Raw genomic sequence first — 3,985 nt, 5'->3', positions numbered from 1 at the left:
CAGCCCGGCCACCATGGCGCGCAGGTCCGGGTCGTCCCCTTCGCGACCCGGGGTCACGCCACCGGGCACTACGAGAGTATGCGGGGCGCGGGCGTTCGGGCCGGCAACGGCTGCGTCGAAGGCCTCGGGCGTGGTGTCGGCCATCACGGCCAGTCCCGCCGACGATACCACCGGTCCCGTGGCCCGCGCCACGAAATGGCAACGGTACGGCGCGGGGCGGCCCTGCCGCTCGGCCAGCCGGGCCGCGCAGGAGAACACGTCGAGCGGACCGGCAAGGTCCAGCCCCACGAACCCGGGGTAGAGGGCAAACACGATGTGGCGCGCGCACTGCGGCATGGGAACCTCACGGGGGGGGATGACATGCAGGCGGACCGGGAAGGCCGACAAAAGGCGGCAATGGGCGAAAAGGGCGGCGGTCACCTGCTCCGGGCAGCCTATCGGCACTCCGCCATGGCGGCAATGCCCCGCAAGAAGCATTTCCTGCCAGACGCGGACACGGGGCATCCGCGCGCTGCGAAACCGGGGCATGCTGCGCTTCCTCCTTCCAGGAAGTCCGCGAGCCTCAGGCGCTACCGCCACCAGTGCCGCCAGACGCCCCATCGGTGGCAAACATCCGCACCGCCGCCTCGATCAGGCCGGGCTCCATGAAATCGGCGCTGCGCTCCAACTGCCGGGTTGCAGCCCGGCGCATGCCCGCCACGAAGGGCGCGGCCTCCGGGCCGTGCGCGGCGCTCAGGGCGTCGGCCACCGTGGGGCACAGGTAGTGTACGCACAGCGGCGACTTGAAGAGATGCAGCGTGCAACCGGTGGCCGTCAGGTACGGGCAGCCCCGCTCGCCCATGGGTGCGCCGTGGGCGTGATGGGCGCCCTCCTCGGCCTGAAGGCGGGCCAGCGCATCGCCCATGCGCAGGGCACGCCCTGTGGGCTGCTGCATCATGATGTCCGACAGGCTGAACACCACGTTGTGGCTGCGGTTGCAGCAGCCCAGCGGGGGGCGTTCGCAGCCGTCGCGGCAGATGCGCTTGGTGGCGCGGTCCTGCACCATGTCCAACTGGCGGGTGTACAGGGAATAGCCAACCAGCGCGCGGCGCAGGCCGTCGTCCATGCCGCGCGACGGGTTTGCGGAGCCTGAGGATCCCGTGCTCCCCGAGCGCCCCGAAGCGTCCCCGGCAAGCAGATGCGCGCTGAGCCGTGAGACATGGTGACGCACCGTGCGGGTGGAAAGCAGCGGGTGGTCGCGGCCGGCGAACAGGGCGACGTCATCCGCCACATGACGGCCCGCGGAGCGGTCTTCCCGCCCGGGCAGTGCCTCGAGCCAACCGTCGATGGGCATGGGGGGCACCTTTTGTGGTGGGCGGAATGCATGACACTCCGCCGAAAAATGCGGCAAACACGCCAGAAACGAACCACCCGCAGCGCAGAGGCACATGCCGACATGCACCGGCACGCATCAGCATCCACCGGGCAACCCGTCGACAGGGCATCGCCAATCGCACATCGCGGCGTGCGACACAACCTGTCCAAGGCCATCCGTTTTCGCATAGCACGCGGATTTCCGCATTGTACACCGCATTCGCAATGCAAAGTCGCACCAGTTGAACACGCCTGCCATCTTTCCGCATACCAAGCGCACACCTACACCATGACGTACTGCATTCTTCCACGAATGTGCCGCCACCCCATGCTGTTGCCGCCCAACGGGACAAACGCGAAGGGGGCATGGCCCAAAGGCCATGCCCCCACTGCTTTGCGCACCCGGCACTGCCGGAGCGGCCCCATCGTCCCTGCGGCCGGCACCCTGCGTCGGTCACGCCGCGCAACCGCCGGACGATACGGCTAGAACTCGTATACCAGATTGAAGGTCAGCTTCTTGGCGGCGTTCAGGTCTTCGCCGTCGGCGCCCCAGACATCTTCGTCCAGGTCCAGGCGGATGTAGCCCATTTCAAGGATGAAGGTGAGGTTTTCGTAAATCTGGTAGGTGTGGTCGAAGTTCACTTCCCAGGCGCTGTCCTTGTCGGTCAGGAACACGCCGCCCTGTGTCGGGGCCAGCACGCCAGCCAGACCGGTGGTATCCTTCACCAGTTCGGAATCATTGGTGCCGCGCATGTAGGCCACGCGGACGAGATGCGACAGGTTTTCGACGAACGAGATATCCGCCACCTGCACGCCGATGCCCCACAGGCCCGCGCCGTTGAGGGCAAACTGGCTGTCCTGGTTGAAGACGGAACCGGGGAAACCGAAGCTGGTGGGCGCCCAGGCGTTGGGCGACACCGAAGGCATGCGCTCGGAGCCGTTGTCGATGTCGTCGTCTTCACCGCTGCCGTACCAGGCGAACACGCCGGGGGTGGCCGACTCCATCTTGTATTCGACCATGGCCGAAACCAGCCAGCCTTCGCGGGTGGCGTAGTCTTCGTCGGCGTCCTTGTTGCCGTAGGTGAAGTCCATCTTCACGGCAAAGGGGTCGAACATGGACAGTTCAAAGGCCACGCCGCCCCACCAGGCATTGTGGATGGTGGTGTCGTCGCCAGCCATGCCGGTGCGTTCACCCAGGCTCTGCATGCCGTTCTGGAAGGTTTCCCACGATTCGGTGTCGGTGCCGTCCACGTCCTTGCCCACGGAGGCGTACAGGACGTACGGGGTCACGCTGACGCCGTCCAGGGTCACCGGCGCGGTCAGGCCGAACAGGTCCACTTCGTCGAAGTCGTTGCCGTCTGCGGCGGAGTTGCCGGAATTGTTGTCGTAGGGGCGCGCCCAGAAGGCGGTGAGGCCCACGTTTTCGTTGACGGCGTAGCTCAGCACCAGGGCCGCCACGTCTTCGTCGCTCAGCACCGGGTTGGCGCCAAAGGTGGCGCCGGGCATATCCATGCCCTGCAAGCCCATGCGCACCTGCAATTCGGTGTTGGGCACGGTCCAGTCGATGTACGACCGGCGCACCTTCACCGACCTGCCATCGGAACCCAGCGCGCCGTCCTCCGCACCCCAGGTGGTGGTGCCCATTTCCAGAAACACCACGCCCCGCAGCGATTCGCTGGCGATGATGTCGATCTGGGTGCGCAGCCGCTGGTGGGCCGCGAAATCGTCTTCGCTGTCGCCGCCCTCGCTGGCGGAACGGTAGTTCATGCCATCGGTCCACGAGAAGTCGAAGGCCCACTCGCCCTTGGCCTCGATGGTGGCGGCGCTTGCCGGCGACACCGCGCCGCACAGCAGCGCCGCGCCCAGCAGCAGCGTGATCAAACGTTTCATGCTTCCTCCTTCCTTGCAGGAATATGTACGGGCCGGACGGCAGTGGCGCCGCGCGGCCCAGTGCAACGCCGCGCCGCGCAGGGGTACGGCGGACGTTTCCGTGCTAGATACTGAAAACGATTTTCATAGTCAATATCATAAATGGAACATCCACGTTCCTCGCCAGCGCACCTTTCGCGCCTGTGCAGCCGCCCCACCAGCGAAGCCCTGCGCCAGACACATCGCCGGCGTCATGGGAACCATGCCGCACACGCCCGGGCCAACGCCCCTGGCGCATGTTTCTTCACGTCAACGACATCCCGACTTCGGCACACCCTTGAAACGCCCCGATTCAAATCGACACATCACCCGACACGCCACAGCATTCACCTCCTCCATGCTGTATCATGACACATCAAGCAACATGCATTCTCTACCACTGCGGTTTAATTTTAACTATACCATTGCGGTATACAATCAAATCTACCATGCAAGTAGACTACTATTTTTTGCTACACCACTTCCACGGTAGTCTTTCCTGTGCTACATACCCTTCAAACACATTCGCATTCGCGACGCCACAATACGGTGCAACGATCATTCTCCTGCGCTCTATGCAATAACGAAGAGCGCAGAACAGGAGGTTCGCATGTCCACACCCACCGCAACCCCGCAAGCGGCCCACGGCCAGCCGGAAGCGCCGCCCGCCGCGCACGCCGCAACGGGGCTTCCGCAGTCCGGCCCCGGCCAGTGGGAACCGGGC

The 3,985-nt window shown here is 65.2% G+C and carries 2 protein-coding genes and 1 pseudogene; all 3 read right to left on the bottom strand.

Translation table 11 applies throughout. The features are described 5' to 3' along the window. Positions 1-336 (bottom strand): annotated as a pseudogene (locus FVW20_RS09090) (AraC family transcriptional regulator); the annotation flags it as partial. A gap of 226 nt (positions 337-562) precedes the next feature. Then, positions 563-1,333 (bottom strand): hypothetical protein, encoded by a 771-nt coding sequence (locus FVW20_RS09085; RefSeq protein WP_196609162.1) that lies wholly within the window; start codon positions 1,331-1,333, stop codon positions 563-565. Between the two features lie 503 nt (positions 1,334-1,836). After that, positions 1,837-3,243 (bottom strand): outer membrane homotrimeric porin, encoded by a 1,407-nt coding sequence (locus FVW20_RS09080; RefSeq protein WP_196609161.1) that lies wholly within the window; start codon positions 3,241-3,243, stop codon positions 1,837-1,839. Between the last annotated feature and the right edge of the window lie 742 nt (positions 3,244-3,985).

Origin of the sequence: Nitratidesulfovibrio oxamicus, from assembly GCF_015731765.1 — a bacterium.
GTDB classification, from domain to species: Bacteria; Desulfobacterota; Desulfovibrionia; order Desulfovibrionales; family Desulfovibrionaceae; genus Cupidesulfovibrio; species Cupidesulfovibrio oxamicus.
This window is presented reverse-complemented; position numbering and strand designations above follow the sequence as displayed.

Bases quoted from the DNA above. Each gene is read 5' to 3' on its own strand.
- FVW20_RS09080 (WP_196609161.1), bottom strand. From the start codon at position 3,243: ATGAAACGTTTGATCACGCTGCTGCTGGGCGCGGCGCTGCTGTGCGGC.
- FVW20_RS09085 (WP_196609162.1), bottom strand. From the start codon at position 1,333: ATGCCCATCGACGGTTGGCTCGAGGCACTGCCCGGGCGGGAAGACCGC.